General features: G+C 49.1%; 18 protein-coding genes and 1 riboswitch. Of the genes, 6 read left to right on the top strand and 12 right to left on the bottom strand.

All coding sequences use genetic code 11. The features are described from left to right. Position 1: 1 nt before the first annotated feature. On the bottom strand, positions 2-2,416 hold the full coding sequence (gene leuS, locus ERX35_RS08565; RefSeq protein ID WP_149459485.1) for a leucine--tRNA ligase: 2,415 nt from the start codon (positions 2,414-2,416) through the stop codon (positions 2-4). Positions 2,417-2,753: 337 nt separating this feature from the next. Between leuS and ERX35_RS08560 the strand changes: the two genes are divergently transcribed. Then, positions 2,754-3,668 carry a nuclease-related domain-containing protein gene (locus ERX35_RS08560; RefSeq protein WP_149459484.1) on the top strand — a complete coding sequence of 305 codons (915 nt, stop codon included), beginning with the start codon at positions 2,754-2,756 and terminating at the stop codon, positions 3,666-3,668. A gap of 161 nt (positions 3,669-3,829) precedes the next feature. On the opposite strand, the gene ERX35_RS08555 is transcribed toward ERX35_RS08560, so the two are convergent. After that, on the bottom strand, positions 3,830-4,993 hold the full coding sequence (locus ERX35_RS08555) for an MDR family MFS transporter (protein ID WP_149459483.1): 1,164 nt from the start codon (positions 4,991-4,993) through the stop codon (positions 3,830-3,832). Positions 4,994-5,086: 93 nt separating this feature from the next. Between ERX35_RS08555 and mnmL the strand changes: the two genes are divergently transcribed. Further along, positions 5,087-6,043, top strand: coding sequence for a tRNA modification radical SAM protein MnmL/YtqA (mnmL, locus tag ERX35_RS08550; protein WP_170234592.1), 957 nt, complete (start codon positions 5,087-5,089; stop codon positions 6,041-6,043). Continuing rightward, positions 6,033-6,584, top strand: a complete 552-nt coding sequence (gene mnmM / locus ERX35_RS08545) for a tRNA 5-(aminomethyl)-2-thiouridylate-methyltransferase MnmM (RefSeq protein ID WP_149459482.1) — start codon at positions 6,033-6,035, stop codon at positions 6,582-6,584. Before mnmL ends, mnmM begins: the two co-directional genes overlap by 11 nt. An 8-nt stretch (positions 6,585-6,592) precedes the next feature. Here the strand turns inward: mnmM and ERX35_RS08540 are convergent, their stop codons facing one another. Continuing rightward, positions 6,593-6,997, bottom strand: coding sequence for a transcriptional regulator, SarA/Rot family (locus ERX35_RS08540; protein ID WP_149459481.1), 405 nt, complete (start codon positions 6,995-6,997; stop codon positions 6,593-6,595). A 42-nt stretch (positions 6,998-7,039) separates the two neighbouring features. Beyond that, entirely contained in the window at positions 7,040-7,846 is an 807-nt protein-coding gene (locus ERX35_RS08535) for an alpha/beta fold hydrolase (protein ID WP_149459480.1), read from the bottom strand. 61 nt (positions 7,847-7,907) lie between these two features. On the opposite strand from ERX35_RS08535, the gene ERX35_RS08530 reads away from it, so the two are divergent. Further along, on the top strand, positions 7,908-8,423 hold the full coding sequence (locus tag ERX35_RS08530) for a gamma carbonic anhydrase (protein WP_149459479.1): 516 nt from the start codon (positions 7,908-7,910) through the stop codon (positions 8,421-8,423). A gap of 26 nt (positions 8,424-8,449) precedes the next feature. Here ERX35_RS08530 and ERX35_RS08525 read toward each other — a convergent pair whose 3' ends face one another. Together ERX35_RS08525 and ERX35_RS08520 are read right to left on the bottom strand one after the other, a co-directional pair. Beyond that, entirely contained in the window at positions 8,450-8,785 is a 336-nt protein-coding gene (locus tag ERX35_RS08525) for a hypothetical protein (RefSeq protein WP_149459478.1), read from the bottom strand. A 112-nt stretch (positions 8,786-8,897) separates the two neighbouring features. After that, the gene (locus ERX35_RS08520) at positions 8,898-9,929 is read right to left on the bottom strand and encodes an AAA family ATPase (protein WP_149459477.1); all 1,032 of its coding nucleotides are present in this window, start codon (positions 9,927-9,929) and stop codon (positions 8,898-8,900) included. A 142-nt stretch (positions 9,930-10,071) separates the two neighbouring features. Here ERX35_RS08520 and ERX35_RS11665 point away from each other — a divergent pair, with 142 nt between their 5' ends. Further along, positions 10,072-10,200 (top strand): hypothetical protein, encoded by a 129-nt coding sequence (locus ERX35_RS11665; protein ID WP_281290596.1) that lies wholly within the window; start codon positions 10,072-10,074, stop codon positions 10,198-10,200. Between the two features lie 337 nt (positions 10,201-10,537). Then, positions 10,538-11,530, top strand: coding sequence for a proline dehydrogenase family protein (locus ERX35_RS08515; protein ID WP_149459476.1), 993 nt, complete (start codon positions 10,538-10,540; stop codon positions 11,528-11,530). Between the two features lie 39 nt (positions 11,531-11,569). Here ERX35_RS08515 and ribH read toward each other — a convergent pair whose 3' ends face one another. The 6 genes from ribH to hutU all read right to left on the bottom strand — a co-directional run bounded on the left by ribH (position 11,570) and on the right by hutU (position 18,089). Continuing rightward, positions 11,570-12,025: a 6,7-dimethyl-8-ribityllumazine synthase gene (gene ribH, locus ERX35_RS08510; RefSeq protein WP_149459475.1), complete on the bottom strand. Its 456-nt coding sequence runs from the start codon at positions 12,023-12,025 to the stop codon at positions 11,570-11,572. After that, complete coding sequence (ribA, locus tag ERX35_RS08505; RefSeq protein ID WP_281290599.1) at positions 12,022-13,212, bottom strand: GTP cyclohydrolase II; 1,191 nt, start codon at positions 13,210-13,212, stop codon at positions 12,022-12,024. The genes ribH and ribA overlap by 4 nt, the downstream gene beginning before the upstream one ends. After that, positions 13,209-13,796: a riboflavin synthase gene (locus tag ERX35_RS08500; protein WP_149459473.1), complete on the bottom strand. Its 588-nt coding sequence runs from the start codon at positions 13,794-13,796 to the stop codon at positions 13,209-13,211. The genes ribA and ERX35_RS08500 overlap by 4 nt, the downstream gene beginning before the upstream one ends. Then, a complete protein-coding gene (ribD, locus tag ERX35_RS08495) occupies positions 13,777-14,817 on the bottom strand; it encodes a bifunctional diaminohydroxyphosphoribosylaminopyrimidine deaminase/5-amino-6-(5-phosphoribosylamino)uracil reductase RibD (RefSeq protein WP_149459472.1) in 1,041 nt (346 codons plus the stop codon). The genes ERX35_RS08500 and ribD overlap by 20 nt, the downstream gene beginning before the upstream one ends. Positions 14,818-14,934: 117 nt before the next feature. Further along, positions 14,935-15,070, bottom strand: a riboswitch (FMN riboswitch). 126 nt (positions 15,071-15,196) lie between these two features. Then, positions 15,197-16,429 carry an imidazolonepropionase gene (hutI, locus tag ERX35_RS08490; RefSeq protein WP_149459471.1) on the bottom strand — a complete coding sequence of 411 codons (1,233 nt, stop codon included), beginning with the start codon at positions 16,427-16,429 and terminating at the stop codon, positions 15,197-15,199. After that, positions 16,422-18,089: a urocanate hydratase gene (gene hutU, locus ERX35_RS08485; protein WP_149459470.1), complete on the bottom strand. Its 1,668-nt coding sequence runs from the start codon at positions 18,087-18,089 to the stop codon at positions 16,422-16,424. Before hutU ends, hutI begins: the two co-directional genes overlap by 8 nt. Positions 18,090-18,147: the final 58 nt, after the last annotated feature.

The following is an 18,147-nucleotide window of genomic DNA, read 5'->3' as shown; positions in this document are numbered from 1 at the left end:
CCTAGTTCGCCACGATATTGACTAATTTATTAGGTACTGCAATGACTTTGCGCACTGTCTTACCGTCAATCGCTGCTTTAATCTCCTGCTCTTCTAGCGCCAGTGCTTCCATCGTTTCTTTCGCCGTGTCTTTGGCGATCAGTTTTTTAAGTTTCATTTTGCCGTTCACTTGAATGACAATCTCCACTTCATCATCCACGAGCTTGCTTTCATCATAAGTCGGCCACTCTGCATAAGTGATCGTCTCTGTATGACCCAGCTTCTGCCACAGCTCTTCTGCGATGTGCGGCGCAATCGGTGCCAGCATCTTCACGAATCCTTCGACATAACGGACGTTGAGCTGCTCCTGCTTATAGCATTCATTGATGAACACCATCAGCTGAGAAATCGCAGTATTGAAGCCGAGTGTCTCGTAGTCTTCCGTCACTTTTTTAACAGTCTGATTATAGACTTTATCAAGCGCCGGTGCAGCGTCTGCCGTCACTTTAGCGGACACCGTGCCCTGCTCAGTGATCAACAGACGGTAAACACGGTCAAGGAATCGACGGGCACCGTCGACGCCTGTCGTATTCCAGGCAATGGATGCTTCAAGCGGTCCCATGAACATCTCATAAAGACGCAGCGTATCAGCACCATGTGAGTTGACGATATCATCAGGATTGACGACGTTGCCTTTTGACTTGCTCATCTTCTCGTTCCCCTCACCGAGGATCATTCCCTGATTGACAAGCTTCTGGAACGGTTCTTTCGTTGTCACAACACCGATGTCATACAGTACTTTATGCCAGAAACGTGCGTACAGTAAATGCAGCACCGCGTGCTCCGCCCCGCCGATGTACAAGTCGACCGGCAGCCATTCCTCAAGTTTCTTCGGATCTGCGATCATCTCATCATTATGCGGGTCGATATAGCGGATGTAATACCAGCAGCTGCCTGCCCATTGCGGCATAGTATTCGTTTCGCGGCGGCCTGTCATGCCTGTTACAGGGTCAGTGACATTGACAAAGTCTTCAATGACCGCAAGCGGTGATTCTCCTGTACCTGATGGCTTGATTTTATCTGTTTTCGGCAGCATGAGCGGCAGCTCGTCTTCCGGTACAGTCGTCATCGTGCCATCTTCCCATGTGATGACTGGAATCGGTTCACCCCAGTAACGCTGACGTGAGAACAGCCAGTCGCGCAGTTTATAGCTGACTTTTTTCGTGCCGATGTTTTTAGCTTCCAGCATCTCGATTGCTTTAGAGATGCCGTCTTCCTTGTTCAGCCCGTCCAGTTCACCTGAGTTGATGTGCGGGCTGTCACCTGTGAAGGCTTCCTGTGTGATATCGCCGCCTTCAAGCACTGGAATGATGTCAAGACCGAACTGCTTGGCGAAGTCATAATCGCGTTCGTCGTGAGCCGGCACCGCCATAATAGCGCCTGTACCGTAAGAAGCAAGAACGTAATCTGAAATCCAGATCGGCATCTCCTGCTGCGTAAACGGATTGATAGCATAAGCACCTGTGAAGACACCTGATTTATCTTTAGCAAGGTCCGTCCGTTCAAGGTCGGACTTACGCGCGGCCTGCTCCTGATAGGCTTTGATAGCGTCATGCTGTTCATCAGTCGTGATCGCCTCAACAAGCGCGTGCTCCGGTGAAAGGACTGCGTACGTCGCACCGTAGATCGTATCAGGACGAGTCGTAAAGACATCAAATGTTTGGTCAGTGCCATGGATGGCGAACGTCACTTCCGCACCTTCTGAACGGCCGATCCAGTTACGCTGCATGTCTTTCAGTGATTCCGGCCAGTCAAGGTCCTCTAAGTCTTCCAGCAGACGGTCAGCGTATTCTGTGATTTTCAGCACCCATTGACGCATCGGCTTACGGACTACCGGATGGCCGCCCCGCTCTGAGACACCGTCAATGACTTCTTCATTGGACAGCACAGTACCAAGTGCCGGACACCAGTTGACCGGGACTTCATCAACATAAGCAAGCCCTTTGTTGTAGAGCTGAATGAAGATCCACTGCGTCCATTTATAATAAGCAGGGTCCGTCGTGTTGACTTCACGGTCCCAGTCATAGCTGAAGCCGAGCTCCTGAATCTGACGTTTGAATGTCTGAATATTTTTCAGCGTGAATTCAGCAGGGTCATTCCCTGTATCAATCGCGTACTGTTCAGCAGGCAGACCGAAAGCATCCCAGCCCATCGGATGAAGGACATTGTAGCCCTGCATGCGTTTGAAGCGGGAAATAATATCCGTCGCTGTATAACCTTCCGGATGTCCGACGTGCAGACCCGCGCCTGATGGATATGGAAACATATCCAGGGCGTAGAATTTCTTCTTCGTTGAATCATCTTCTGTTTTGAATGTCTTATTCTCAGCCCAGTATTGCTGCCATTTCTTCTCGATTTCATTATGGTTAAAGTTCATCTGTTTTCCTCCTTAAAATAAATAAAGACAGTCATCCCTGGAAGAGGGACGACTGTCATATAGACAACCGCGGTACCACCCGCAATTCACTGTCATTATCAGTGCAGCTCAATGTGATTCAGTTATGTAGACTCCGGCAAGTTCGCTGGCATCATTATCAGTTCGCACCACCACTGACTCTCTTCTAGAATGACGTCTCAGTTACTACTCCAGTTACTCTCTACTATAAAATGCCGGTGCAAAATGTGCAAGTTATTTTTGGCAGTTAAAAAATTTATCATCTGTTTAGTTGCCGCGTTCCATTTTAATATAAGAGAGAAGACGAAGGAGGACATTATTGGACATCATCAAGCCGTTTACCCAAAATAGTACTGCTTACCTGCTGCAGCAGAAATTACTGCGCCATGGACTGACTGAACATGAAACAAAGGAACTCAGAAAACACCAGGATGGCAGCCGCGGAGAAACATGGTTTGCTCGTGCAGTCGCTGAAAATTGTGATGAAGCCATTATTTATTTCGATCTTGTCCTCACTCTGATGGGCAAAGAATTTCAGATTGACTGTCTCATCATCATGCATGACGAGCTTTATATTTTTGAGGTTAAATGGACGAACCATGATATCATCTGCCGCAATTGCACTTATTATTTCCTCGATTCAAATGTAGAGATCATCACATACAGTCAGCAGGCTGTACGGACGAAACAACTTTTCCGGCTGCTGCTTGAGAGAAACAACCTGCACTATTCTACTTACTATTACCACGTCTTCGCAAACCCTGACCGCAAGATTTACGGCATTACACCGGATGATCGCTGCTTGACGTATCATGACGTCACACCGTTTTTACAACAATGTTCACGCGTCCCCATGTCCTATGACCATACTGCTCTGCACCGCACTTTAATGAAACACGCACTGACTCATTCAAGATATGAACAGACCGTTATTTTTGACTATAAGCAGGCTGCAAGAGGTGTCTTCTGTCCATGCAGCCAGCTCATTTCAAAAGCCACCAACAAGAACTTCCGCTGCCGCTGCGGCAAAACATTCACTACGAGAGAATTTCTGGACATCGCTCTATATGACTTTAGGACTTTATTCCCTGAGTTACCTATTTCCGTGCCGGCCATCCATGACTGGTGTTTAAAACTTGTCTCTGAACGAACTATTAGACGCTATTTAATGAACTATTACGTACCCCACGGTAATAAACGCGCAACAACATATCAACCTGCGAACAGCAAATAATAGATTTAAGAGGATTGATGGGAATAAGGACAAATGTACTCCCGCTTTTTCGGATTTGTCCTTATCTTTCCTGGATACGGACAAATCTCCCCTGCTAACCTTAGATTTGTCCTTATCAATCATCACAAAAAACCACACCTCTGTTATGGTGTGGTTCATTATCAGTCAGTCAGTTTTTTATCATACACGGCTAGAAAGAAAAACCCGATCAGCAGCAGACCAATGATGACATAGAACATCGTCTGCATATTAAAGGCATCAACGATAATCCCACCGAACAGTGGTCCGATCGCCCGGCCTAAAGTCGCTGTTGAATTGACGATGCCCTGATAGACACCGAGCCTGCCTTCCGGTGCCAGCTGATTGGCAATCGTCGGCACGGCCGGCCAGACAAACATCTCTCCAAGTGTCAATATCGCCATGCCGATGATAAACAATGAGAACGACTCAGCAAAACTGCTCACTATATATGAGACAATAAATATTACTATACCGACTGCTATCTGCTGCTTGATTCTGCCTGCCATGCGTTTGACAACCGGATTAATGAACGGCTGACCGACAATGATCAGTATGCCGTTCAGCGCCCAAAGGAAGCTGTACTGCTTCAGACTGATGCCGATGTCCTGCGTGTAACTTGAGATTGTTGTCTGCCACTGGACATAGCCGATCCAGCAGAGACAATACATGACACATATAAGAAGCAATGCATTGAACCTCGTCTTATCCCGCACATCACCGACACTTTTCAGCTGGCTGCCGGCTGTACTGCCGCCGTGCACACCTCTATAGCCCAGCGCCGCTATGAGCAGGAAGACGACATAGAGCGCCAGGTTCGCGAGAAATATATACTCGAACTTTAAATCAGCGACAAATCCACCGGCAGAGGCACCGACTGCCACCCCGATATTCTGCGCTAAATAGATTGCATTGAATGTTTTCCGACCGCCTTCCGGCCATGCAGCTCCTGCCATCGCATAGATGGACGGAAAAATCATACCGGAACCGAATCCGAGCACAACAAGCCAGACTGCATACCACGGCCAGCCATGAAGAAAAACAATGCCGACCAGACTAAGCAGTGCAATGATGATGCCGGTAAGCGTCGATAAGTAACCGCCGATTCTATCGAACAGTGAGCCACCGATTAAATTCCCGACAACCGATGCACCGGAATTCAACATCAGCACAAATCCTGCCGTGCTGAGGCTTTTTCCCAGTTCATCATGTATGTATATTGTGTTAAGCGGCCAGATGAAGCTTGCTCCTGTGACATTGACCGCCATTCCTATAATTAACAACCATATTATTTGTGGCATAAACACTGCTCCTCATTACTTCCTCTTTACAGCCTATCTTTTTTTTCACCGCAGTACAACGTTTTATGTTAAAATCCTACAATAAGAAAGGTGAGAATAATGGACCAATTTAAATATGCATTAGACAATAAACGCTATCATACATGGAACTACCATCTCCGTCAGAAGTTCGGCCAGAAAATCTTCAAAGTGGCACTGGAAGGCGGATTCGACTGCCCGAACCGTGACGGTACTGTGGCACATGGCGGCTGTACATTCTGCTCTGTTGCAGGATCAGGCGACTTTGCGGGTGACCGGGTCGACCCGATTCCTGTCCAGTTCGAGAAGATCAAGAACCGCACGCACGAAAAATGGAAGGACGGTCAGTATATCGCCTACTTCCAGGCTTATACAAACACGCATGCACCGCTGCACGTTCTGAAGGAGAAGTACGAGGCGGCACTCGCACAGGAAGGCGTCGTCGGCCTGTCCATCGCGACGCGTCCCGACTGTCTGCCGGAAGATGTCGTTGAATACCTCGCTGAACTGAACGAACGCACGTACCTCTGGGTCGAGCTTGGCCTCCAGACCGTCCACCAGGAGACGTCAGACCTCATCAATCGCGCGCATGATATGCAGTGCTATTATGAAGGCGTCGAAAAACTCCGTAAGCACAACATCAACATCTGCTCCCACATCATCAACGGTCTACCGGGTGAGAACTACGACATGATGATGGAGACGGCTCAGGCTGTCGCAGCTATGGATGTCCAGGGCATCAAGATTCACCTGCTGCATTTACTTAAAGGGACCCCGATGGTCAAGCAGTACGAAAAAGGGAAGCTCGAATTCATGACAAAAGACGATTATGTCTCTCTTGTCGCAGACCAGCTCGAAATTCTGCCGCCGGAAATGATCATCCACCGCATTACCGGCGACGGCCCGATTGAACTGATGATCGGCCCGATGTGGAGCGTCAATAAATGGGAAGTGCTGAATGCGATTGATAAGGAGCTTATCCGCCGTGACAGCTGGCAGGGAAAACTTTATAAAGAGGAAGTCACGAATGAAGCTTAAAGGAATTCTGCCGTTCTCCAAGCTGCTGATTGACCAGTTCGTCACTGACACAGACATTGTCGTTGATGCGACATGCGGCAACGGCAACGATACACTTTATCTGGCAGAACGTGTGCCGCATGGCCATGTCTATGCGTTTGACATTCAGGAGACTGCTATACAGAATACAAAACAGCAAACAGCCGATCACGCGAATATCACATTTATTCACGACGGCCATCAGCATGTTGACCAGTACTTACCGGACCGCGACATCAGCTGCGCTATATTCAATCTCGGCTACCTGCCAAAAGGCGACAAATCTATCGTCACACTCCCTGAGACAACGATCACAGCCGTCCAGAAGCTGTTTGCGCGTCTTAAATCCGGCGGAGTCATTATACTTGTCATCTATCCGGGACATGCAGAAGGACAGATTGAGAAAGAAGCAGTGCTCGACTTTCTGCAGACTTATGACCAGGAGACTGCCCATATTTTAAAATACGAATTTATCAACCAGCGCAATCAGCCACCGTTTATCTGCGCCATAGAAAAAAGGTAAGCTGAAGCTTACCTTTGTGATTCGCAGATCGACAGCACAGCGTTAAAATGCTTGCGTAAATTTTCAAGATTGTCACTGATGGCCTTACAGGCAGCTTTGACAATCTTTTCTTTTTCCGGTGCTTTATCTTCATTATAGTGAATAATAACAGTCCGTTCGTCATCAGATGGTCTCTCTTTAGTAATCCAGCCTTTGCTTACGAGGTTGTTAAAAAAACGGGTTCGTTTATAAGGTTTGATATCGATATATTTATCCAGAGCTCTCATGGCCATCGGACCATTGTTCCATAGGGCGACCATCACGACATATTCATTTTTGGACAAGCCGAATTCATCAGAAATCTTCTGGAATATCCCATCAATTTCATGCTGCAGTTCATTGAGCAGCATCATGTCTTTGACATCATGAGACATAACATCCCCACCTCTGTAAGTTGATACAGTTGTTATACCCTGCTATTCCGAAATTAACCCAACATAATAAATTCTATTGTTCATAAAAGATTCTATATAGCGCAGTATGTTTTCTTTCTCCGGCTCCTGGTGCAGTTCATGATAGAGCCCGTTCCAGCACTTCACATACATCTCATCCGTTTGAAATTCCTTGCTGAATAACCGGGTCTGCTCGAGATCAGCGAGCTTATCTTCTCCTGCATACATCAGCAGAAGCGGTACGCTGCTGAGCGCCGGAATATTTTCCATCGTGTCTTTCATCGCCTCCATAATAGAGCGATACCAGTTGAAACTCACTTTACTGATCATCAGTGAATCGGACTCAGCATCTTTCACGGCATCTGCTGAGCGCGTCAGCTGATTCATCGCAATATTCATATCGAACTTGGCATCTTTTGACGTCCCGCCGAAACTGGAGGCGAAAATGTTCTTCCGTGTCGACAATGTATTTTGAAAACCAAAGAGCGGTGATATTAAAATCAGGCCTTCAAGATTGAGGGTGACGCGCTCCAGTAAATTCACAGCAATCAGGCCGCCGAGACCGATGCCGAAAAGAAATACCGGCAGACGATATTCCTCTGCTACTTCTATCCATTCGAGCACAGCCTCACGATATACACCAAATGATTCAATATGTCCTTTGTTGACACGGGATGTCTGTCCCTGGCCGGGCAGGTCTCCCATAACGACATGATAACCGCTTCTTCTCAGCTGTGTAATCAGCCAGGCATAACGCCCGTGGTGCTCCAGCATATTATGAACGATGACGACGACGCCTTTAGCGGCCTTTTCTGTTTCCCACTTCCACATAATTTCTGCTCCTTCTGTCAATCAATGATATGATTAAGTATAACAAAAAAGGGGGCACAAGATGGAACTCAAATATAACGGCCATAGGCCAAATATCTCAGACACTGCATTTATCGCGCCAACCGCAGTCATTACAGGTGATGTCACAGTCGGTGATCACGCTTCCGTCTGGTATGGGACAGTCATCCGCGGAGATGTCAGCCCTGTCATTATCGGCAGTCAGAGCAACGTCCAGGATCTGTGCTGTCTTCATCAGTCACCGGATAAGCCGCTCATCATTGAAGATTGTGTGACAATCGGCCACCGGGTGACGCTGCATTCGTGCACGATTAAAGAAAACGCCCTTGTCGGTATGGATTCGACCATACTCGATGGCGCTGAAATCGGTGAATATGCCTTTATCGGAGCAGGGTCTCTCGTGCCGCCCGGCAAGAAGATTCCACCGAGAACACTTGCTTTCGGCCGGCCCGCTCAAGTCGTGCGCGAGCTGAACGACCATGACTACAGTGAGCTGGAACGCATTTACCGCTCGTATGTCGACAAAGGTCAGCAGTATAAAGCGGCTCATACAGAATAATTCCACACAAAAAAATTCGGTACCGCTTAAGCGACACCGAATTTTTTGTGCATAAATGCTGTGCTTGTGATCAGGAAGCTGAAGACAAATTCATAGAACATTGAGAAGAAGTTCGAGAAGAAGAAGGAGATATTCTGCGCAACTATCGTACCGATTCCTTGACCGCCGAACAGGAAGTTGACATCTATCGCATTATCGATGATGTTAAGCAGTATAATGACAAGTCCCATCGTCCATGCTCTCTTTGTAAGTATTACCACGATGACTGCAATGATTGTAATAACAATCGGTTCAAATACAAACAACTGCATGAATGGATCCAGTTCATGACCGAATATATAATATGCCATATCTTTGAACATTAGTAGCACACCTCTTAATTAATCAATATACGTCTATTTTAACACCACTATCCCATCCATAATGTAAAGTTTCCTTAAAGATTTTGGTCACCGATTTACAATTCCTTAATATTCAATTGTCCCGCCCGTCTGCCAGCAATTCATCGACAAGCCGGTGCGCTTCTTCATACATTTCGTAGTAATCCATGCCTTCCAGTATAACCGTACGGTCACGGAGCTGCTGGCTGTCAAGTTCAGCGAGCATCAGCTCATACATCTCATCACCGCTTTCAGCAGTCGGCAGTACAATGATGAGTGCCCATGTCTGCAGTGAGATATAGAAATCGAACACCGGCGCGACATGGTTGAAGTCCTGCTCGCTCAGATGAGATTTTGCGAACAGCTTTGTCATCATCACATCTGTGTCTGCAAAGAACACTTTCCGTGTACCTGGTGAATGAATATGACGGCGGTTGTGCTCATACTGACCGATACCGATCTCGTGAAAATCCTTGATGTCGAGCTCTTCTTCCCGGACCAGCCGCTCCGTCAGAAAGTCCGGCATATATTCCAGTGAATAAGACGTTGAATAGCGCCGCGCTAAATCTCGTGTCAGTGCTGTCTTGCCTGTTCCGGCGCCACCGATGATCAGCACATTTTTGACGAAGAAACGCCTGAACGGCCGGGTGACATAATCCCAGTTGAAGAGCGGATTCTCCCTTATGGAAGTGCCGCTGATACCAGTCACGCGGCGGTCCACACGTGTAATGACGACGTCTGCCTCCCAGCAGTCGGAGAAGTAGTCATCAAGCGGCTTCATATACTCATCTTCACCGACATAGAAAGTCACCCGTTCCGTTATATCTGTCGACTGCTCCACACTTTCCCGGAGCATATTCAGCCACGGTGCCCAGCCGGCAGGATATTTCGGGATAGCTGTTTCATCGAGCATCAGCACGGAGACGGTCGGATCATCTTTCAGCAGCTCCCGCATCGCCTTGACGCGGTTTTTCAGGCTCATGCCGGCAAGGTCTCCCCGGTCACCGTCGTAACCTGAGACGATGACAAACGCTCTATCATTCTCGCGCTTGGCACGGACAATCTGTTCAAAGTGGCCGACATGGCATGGTGCAAATGTCCCAAAATAAATTCCTAAGCTTTTCATCAGCTGACTCCTTGTCATGATTTACTTTATTAATAGCAGTATAGCAGACATCAATAAAGTAAATAAATTATTTACAAATGCTTTAAAGCAGATTCACATATCGCCTTTACAATGAAAGTGATTATAAACCAAGGAGGCAGTCATGAAGCTGATCAAGAAGATCATCATCACATTAACTGTTATTATGGCTTTACCTCAACTGATAGAAATCAGCGCCGAACCGATCAACAAAGAAACGATCGCTATAAAAAGTGCCCAGTCTGATGATTAGGCACTTCTCAGCTGTTCTTATTGTGGTAGATGCAACACTGCAGAGTCATGCGGTGAGCAGAAGACAAACGATTCTATTCGGTATCACTACCCGCGTTGACAATCAATGAATAGCGCCGCGCCCGCTGCTTCATAAATGAACCTCCTTCATCTTACCGTTCGGAGCACCATTAATTTTACATGAGCCTCTGTCTTTTTCAGTATGCCTCCTTATTCCCCGGGAATGATTATTCAAAAAATGTAAAATATCTTTCTGCAATATGATAAGAAAACGCTTAACTTTCTTCAAATTTGTAGTACTATAATTGATATGCAAGATATTTAAGGAGGCTTTACTGATGGGTTTGACAAGAGATTTTTTTATTAAGCTGAGTGAGAACCAGGCATTAAATGCCGCAGCCAAACGCTATGGTCTGGCACTTGGTGCAAACAAAGTCGTTGCAGGTGTGGACATCCCTTCAACAATCAAGGCAATCCGCGTGCTGAACGCTAAAGGGATTACGGCGACAGTCGATAATCTCGGCGAATTTGTCTTCTCGAAAGAAGAAGCGACAAAAGCTAAAAATGAAATTCTTGCGATGATTGAAGCGATTCATGAATCAGGCGTGAAAGCACATATGTCAATCAAACTGACGCAGATCGGCCTCGATGTCGATGAAGAGTTCTGCTACGAGAACGTGCGTGAAATTCTACTGAAAGCCCATGCATGCGGCAATATGCATATCAATATGGACACTGAAGATTACAAACATACAATGCAGACGTTCGCTATTCTTGACCGTCTGAAAGGTGAGTTCAAGAACGTCGGCACAGTTATCCAGGCTTATCTTTACCGCGCGACTGAAGATATCGATCAATATCAGGACGTGCGTCTCCGCTTAGTTAAAGGTGCTTACAAAGAACCGGCAGAGATCGCTTATCAGTCCAAGGAAGATATCGACGAGAACTACATCAAGCTGATTGAGCAGCGCCTGCTGAATGCAAAAGCGATGACATCTATCGCAACACATGACCATGATATCATCGACCATGCGAAGCGGTTCATCGCCCAGCACAACTTGAACAAAGAGCTGATTGAATTCCAGATGCTTTATGGTTTCCGTACAGAGCTGCAGGAGCAGATTGCTAATGAAGGCTATCAGTTCTGTGTCTATGTGCCGTTCGGCCAGGACTGGTACGGCTACTTCATGCGCCGCCTGGCAGAACGACCGCAGAACCTGCAGCTGGTGACGAAATCCATCTTCACGCCGGCTGTCAATAAAAGAATCGCAGCAGGCGCAGGAATTGCGGCAGCCATCACGCTGATCGCCGCAGCTAAAAACAGCAAATAAAAAGCAGCCTCGGCTGCTTTTTTTATTGGTTTTTACGCATCAGCTCAGCAGTTGATTCAAGTTCGCCATTTCAATCGCGGCTACTGCTGCCTCACCGCCTTTGTTGCCTGCTTTCGTGCCGGCACGTTCAATCGCCTGCTCTATCGTTTCTGTCGTCAGCACCCCGAAGATGACCGGTGTGCCCGACTCATTCGCTTTAGCAACCCCTTTTGCCACTTCGCTGCAGACGTAATCATAATGTGTTGTAGCGCCGCGGATGACACAGCCGAGCGTGATAACTGCATCATAATCCTTCTTGACGAGTTTCTGGGCAGCGAACGGAATTTCAAACGCACCGGGCACAAGCACGTGATCGATATGCTCTTCACGGACACCATGACGGATCAACGTATCGGTTGCCCCTTCCGTCAGCCGGTCTGTGATGAAATGATTGAATCTTGCCGTGACCACTGCTATTTTAAGTCCTTCACCTGTTAACTTCGCATCAAACTTCATATTAATTTCTCCTCCAGTAAATGGCCTAATTTTTCTTTCTTCGTCGTTAAATAGTTTCTGTTGTTCACGTTGCTGACAAACTGATGCGGCACACGCACTCTGACATCAATGCCGTATGCCTTCAGTCCTGAGATCTTCCGGGGGTTGTTGGTGATGATATTGACTGACAAGATGTCAAGGTCCCGCAGTATAGACGCCGCCACTGCGTAGTCACGCATGTCGCTCTCGAACCCGAGTGCGAGATTCGCTTCCACCGTGTCCATCCCCTGCTCGATCTTCTCGTATGCTTTTAACTTGTTGATCAGACCGATGCCGCGCCCTTCCTGGCGGAGATAGATGACGAGGCCGCCGTGCGTCTCGATGTGATGCAGCGCCTGCTCAAGCTGAATGCCGCAGTCACAGCGCTCACTATGAAAGACATCACCCGTCAGACATTCCGAATGAATGCGGACGTCCGGTATGCCGGTGTAAGGCTTCATGTAGACGACGTGCTCTTTGTCTGAATAAAGCTCCTGGAAGCCGTACAGTTTGAAATGACCGTACTTGGTCGGCATATCGACGACCGCTTCTCTTGTCACAAGCGGCTCTGTCACTTTGCGGTAATGCACCAGCGCATCAATCGTGATCATCTTCAAATCATGCTTATGCTTGAAGTCAACGAGGTCATCGCGCCGTGCCATCGTGCCGTCCTCTTTAATGATCTCGCAGATGACGCCTGTCTGTGTCGCGCCGCACAGCCGGGCGAGGTCGACACATGCCTCAGTATGGCCCTGGCGCTCCAGCACGCCGTCATCTTTTGCGATGAGCGGGAAAATATGACCTGGTGAATTAAATGTCTTCTCTGCACCGTCGCCGAGCAGTGCACGCACAGTGTCATAGCGTTCAGCAACGCTGATGCCGGTCGTACTCATCACGTGATCGATGCTCGCTGTAAACGCCGTGCCGTGAGGGTCGTCATTCGTCACGGTCATCGGCAGTAAACTGAACTTTTCAGCAATCGCGCGGGAAACCGGCGCACAGACGAGACCGCGTGCTTCTTTGATCATGAAGTTCAGCACATCCGGCTGCATGAACTCGGTGACAGCGAGCAGATCACCTTCATTTTCGCGGTCTTCAGAATCCACGACGATAATCGGCCGGCCTGCTGTTAACGCGCTCAGTGCTTCATCAATGGAATCAAACATCAGACTCTCTCCTTCTGCTTCAGCACATATTTACCGAGCATGTCGAACTCAAGGTGCACAGCATCGCCCGGCTTCAACTGCATCAGTTTCGTCTGCCGCTGCGTCTCAGGAATCAGCTGCACTTCAAAATAATTCGGCGCAAGCTTGAAGACAGTGAGCGATGTCCCGTCGACAGCGATGGAGCCTTTATCGATAATATAAGGCTGATCATCCGGCGCCAGACTGATATGACATACGGTCGCATTGTCCTGCCGGAATGTCCTCATCACTTTGGCCACCTTATCAATGTGGCCCGTGACAAAATGACCGCCCATTCTGCTTGAAGGCATCAATGCGCGTTCAAGATTCACTGTGAACCCGGCCTGCGCCGCGGAGAATTTCGTGCGGTCTGAAGTGCCGGTGATGATATCAACATCAAAGGTCTCGGCCGTGAAGTGCGTCACTGTCAGACACGTGCCGTCAACAGCGATCGAGTCGCCGAGTTTGACGTCACCGAGAATAGCGGGACATTCAATCGTCATCTTCAGGCTTCGTCCGCCGGTGATGCGTCTGATGGTCCCTGTTGCTTCAATAATTCCTGTGAACATCGTTCTGCCCCTTTCTGTAAGTCAGCTTGACATCATGCTGGAACACATCGACACTTTTAAGTTCCAGCTGCTTGAGCGCTGACAGCTCTTTTTCTTCTGTATGATAAAAACGATTGCGTTCAGTGCCGCCCAGCAATTTCGGGGCATAATAGAGGACGACTTCATCGAAACAATCGTGTTCAATAAATGCTGTGATAACGCTGCTGCCGCCTTCGACGAGCAGCCGGCGTATGCCGTGCTTATACAACAGCTTCGTAATATGACCAGGTGACAGATCATCAGTCACAATGACTTCAGCCGTCGTCTCGAGCTCGCGGCTTGTGATGATAATGATGCGCTGTTCTGAGTCGATGTCTGCCGCGTGCAGCTTGACATCACCTGACCTCGAGATGATAATCTTCGCAGGCTTTTTCCCGCTGACGTGACGGGCATCGAGTTTCGGCTGGTCCAGCTCATAAGTCCGCCTGCCGACCAGCACACCGTCCATCGTATGCCGCAGCTTGTGCACGTCAGTCCGGGAGTCTGCGTTCGTCAGCCACTTGCTCGAATCGCTGTCATCGGCAAGCTTGCCGTCAAGAGTCGCCGCAAGCTTCACCGTGACGTAGCAGGCAGAATCCTTTTTCGCCTGAAAGAACGGCGCGTAAAATTCCGTGATGTCATCATGTGGTTCATGACTGACTTCTATGCCGTGCGCTTCCATGTAAGCGATCCCGGTGTTATCAAGCGATGTATCCCGTGCGGCAAAGACGACGCGGCTGATGCCGGCCTCGACAACGGCCTCAGTGCACGGCGGCGTCTGACCGTAGTGACTGCACGGCTCAAGCGTACAGTAGAGCGTGGCACCGCGTGCGTCACCTGCCATAGCGAGTGCCTGCACTTCCGCATGACTGGAACCTTCCTTCAGATGCGCGCCGATACCAATGATGGCGCCGTCCCGCACAATGATGCAGCCGACCGCGGGATTTCTGCCCGTCTGACCGTCCGTCATCTGAGCGAGTTTGAATGCTTCGTTAATATACATCTGCTCCTCCTTAACAACAAAAGCGCCCGCAGCAGCGGGCGCTTAAATTTTGGTATCACAAATAAGACCATTCAGTTATAGTTTTCAAGCACAAATAAACCATACGATAATGGTGTCTTATTCTTTCTCCCATCCAGACTGTAACTGTCGGCTTCAGCTTTGCACTGAATCAGCCTTTATCAACGATAAAGGGTCGCGGGCTCATCAAAGATTTACCGCCGGTTGGGAATTTCACCCTGCCCCGAAAGAATGTTATTAACTTGTCTGTCAATCATAGACTGACAAGTCAATGGTACCGGAATCATGCCGCGAATGCAACCGATGACCCGCCCCAAATTTAAAAGCCATGTCTCCAGCTCAGGAGACATGGCTTTATTGATTATTTAAGTGCCAAGTCGTGATCCACAATCACTTGACCGTCCTTAATGACTTTCTCGGCATGATTCACGCCGTAATGGTACGGGATGTACTGATGGTTCGGTGCATGCCAGATGACGATGTTCGCTCTGTCACCTGTATTGATGGTGCCGGCGTCCAGCCCGATGGCTTTAGCGGCGTTGACTGTCACTGCGTTCCATATTTCGTTCGGTGACAGTTTCAGTTTGAGTGCTGCGATCGCCATGACCATCTGCAGGTTGTTCGTCACGCAGCTGCCCGGATTGAAGTCGGTCGCAATAGCGATAGCACCGTTATTATCAATCATGCCGCGCGCATCGGCATAGCTGTCCTTGTTCAAGTAGAACGTCGTCCCCGGCAGCAGTACTGCGACTGTATCACTGTCGTGCAGCTGCCGCTTGCCTTCTTCGCTCGCTGCTACAAGATGATCGGCTGAGATGGCATGCTGTTCAATGGCCAGCTCAAGTCCGCCGAGCGGGTCGATTTCGTCTGCGTGGATTTTCACCCGCATGCCGAGGTCATTGGCTGCCTGCATGTATCGGCGGGATTCTTCAATGGTGAAGACTCCTGTCTCACAGAAGACATCCGCGAAATCTGCATAGTCCTTCACTTCCGGCAGGAAATCAATCATCTCCTGCATGAATTCCTCTCCGCCTCTTCCTGCCGGCACGGCATGCGGCCCGAGGAACGTATGCTTCATATCAAGCTGATATTTATCAGCAAGTCTGTGGGATACACGCAGCTGCTTCAGCTCCGTCTCACGGTCAAGACCATAGCCGCTCTTACTTTCCACGCCGAGCACACCGTGATGAATCATCGTCAGCAAGTTGTACTCTGCTTTCTTGAACAGCTCTTCTGCTGACGCCTCGCGCGTCGCTTTGACCGTCGAGAGAATACCGCCGCCCTGCTTCAATATTTCAAGGTATGACACGCCTTGACGTTTCAGCGCCATCTCATGTTCGCGGGAGCCGCCGTGAACGAGGTGGGTATGTGCATCAATCAATGCAGGAGAGACTACTTTGCCCGTCGCATCAATTGTCTCATGGGCTTCGTATTCTTCTGTATGCGGCCCTGAATAAACGATTTTTCCGTCTTTCACGACAACGGTGCCGTTCTCCACGATTGTCAGCTCATCGAGTTCACGACCTTTCAGCGGTCGGTCTGTCGATTTCGGCAGAATAAGCTCCTGAATGTTCTGGATGATTAAATCATTCATTGTGATCACCTTTCCCTGTAATCATCGGAATATGAACGCCGCGTTCCACGGCGACCTTAACAGCAATATCGTAACCTGCATCTGCATGACGCACAACCCCCATGCCCGGGTCAGTCGTCAGCACGCGCTCCAATCGTCGTTCTGCATTCTCGGTACCGTCTGCTACAACAACCATGCCGGCGTGCAGTGAATAACCCATACCGACACCGCCGCCGTGATGGAATGAAATCCATGAGCCGCCTGCCGCTGTATTGACGAGCGCATTCAACACCGCCCAGTCACCGACCGCATCACTCCCGTCCTGCATCGCTTCTGTCTCGCGGTTAGGGCTTGCCACCGAACCTGAATCAAGGTGATCCCGGCCGATGACAATCGGTGCAGAGATTTCGCCGTCACGCACGAGGCGGTTCAGCGCAAGACCCATCTTCACCCGTTCGCCGTAACCGAGCCATGCGATACGAGCAGGCAGTCCTTGGAAAGCGATCTTCTCCTCAGCGAGATCGAGCCAGCGCAATAACTTCTCGTTATCCGGGAACAGCTTTCTCATCTCTTCGTCTGCACGTGCAATGTCTTTCGGGTCACCACTTAATGCGACGAAACGGAACGGTCCTTTACCTTCACAGAACAGCGGTCGGATGTACGCCGGTACAAATCCCGGGAAGTTGAACGCATCACTCACGCCTTCGTCAAAAGCCACCTGCCGGATGTTGTTGCCGTAGTCAAAGGCAACTGCACCGTTCTTCTGGAACTCGAGCATATATTCAACGTGTTTCGCCATCGACGCTTTAGCTAACTTCACATAGTTCGCAGGATCTGCGTCGCGCAGCGCCTTTGCCTCTTCCAGCGAATAGCCTTGTGGAATGTAGCCGTTCAGCGGGTCATGGGCACTTGTCTGGTCAGTGATGATATCAATCTTGAAGCCTTTGTCTAAAATAGCTTTGTGTGTATCGACCGCGTTACCGACTAACCCGATGGATAACGGCGTGCCTGCCTGACGTGCTTCTTCCGCCATGCGCAGCGCCTCGTCCAGGTCATGTGTCTTGACGTCTGTATAACGCGTTTCAATCCGTTTGTCGATCCGTGATTCATCGACGTCAACACCGATGACCACACCGCCGTTCATTGTGACCGCGAGCGGCTGCGCGCCGCCCATTCCGCCGAGTCCTGCTGTGAGTGTCACTGTACCGTTCAGCTGCCCGCCGAAATGCTGGTTCGCAAGTTCCCCGAATGTCTCATATGTCCCCTGGACAATCCCTTGCGAGCCGATGTAGATCCAGCTGCCTGCAGTCATCTGGCCGTACATCATCAGCCCTTTCTTGTCGAGCTCATGGAAATGCTCCCAGTTTGCCCAGTTCGGTACGAGCACTGAGTTGGCTAACAATACACGCGGTGCTTCGTCATGTGTTTTGAAGACAGCCACCGGTTTTCCGGACTGAATTAATAGCGTTTCGTCTTTCTCGAGGTTTCTCAGCGTCTCAACAATCGCATCAAAACTCTCCCAGTTCCTCGCCGCACGGCCGATACCGCCATAGACGACAAGCGTCTCAGGATGCTCCGCCACTTCAGGATCCAAGTTATTGTACAGCATACGAAGCACCGCTTCCTGCTCCCAGCCCTTACATTCGATTTCAAGACCTTTTTTCGCTCTAATGTTTCTCATTGACATCCGCTCCTTTTATCATCACCCTTACACGTCTCATTATATTATGCTAATCTAT

Source organism: Macrococcus equipercicus (genome assembly GCF_004359525.2).
GTDB lineage: Bacteria > Bacillota > Bacilli > Staphylococcales > Staphylococcaceae > Macrococcus > Macrococcus equipercicus.
The sequence above is the reverse complement of the archived record's forward strand: the minus strand, read 5'-3'. Positions and strand labels throughout refer to the sequence as shown.